This is a genomic window from Citrobacter sp. Colony219 (assembly GCF_019382635.1).
Classification (GTDB): domain Bacteria; phylum Pseudomonadota; class Gammaproteobacteria; order Enterobacterales; family Enterobacteriaceae; genus Citrobacter; species Citrobacter youngae.
Genome location: NZ_CP080033.1, coordinates 3,496 through 4,048 on the forward strand (window position 1 = coordinate 3,496; position 553 = coordinate 4,048).

The 553-nt window shown below is 60.4% G+C and carries 1 pseudogene; it reads right to left on the reverse strand.

Features of this window, described 5'->3' with window-relative positions:
* Positions 1–553 (reverse strand): annotated as a pseudogene (locus JTI85_RS00020) (HlyD family secretion protein); the annotation flags it as partial.

Sequence of the window (553 nt, forward strand, 5' to 3'; positions counted from 1 at the left end):
TCGGTGCCTGCGCGGCTTCAACGCGGGTTTGCGCCTGAATAATGCTGGTACGGGCGGCTTCAATCGCGGCTTTTGCCGCAGAGACCTGCGCCCTTGCAGATTCCAGCGCCGCGCGAGCGCTTTCCGCCGCAGCCCTGTCGTCATCCAGCTGTTGCTCAGACACCGCACCACGCTGGGATAGCGAACGGGAGCGAACGTGACGTTTAGAGACCGACTGCAGTTCCGCCTCGCGCTGTTTTACCACCGACTGCGCGGCGCGCATTTCACTTTGCCGTTGTTCCAGCAACGCCCGTGCCGCCGCAACTGCACTTTCCGCTTCTTTGATTTGCGCGACCGCTTCCAGCCGCTGCTCGTGCAGCACGCGGGTATCCATTTTCGCCAGCACCTCGCCCTGACGAACGAACTGCCCTTCCGATACGAGGATCGTATCAATACGTCCGGCAATTTTGGTGGCAATATCCACTTCAGTGGCTTCAATTCTGCCGTTGCTGGCGGCAAACCCTTCCGGTATCCCCGCAGGACGCAACATCCACCATGCTATTGCAGCAACCAC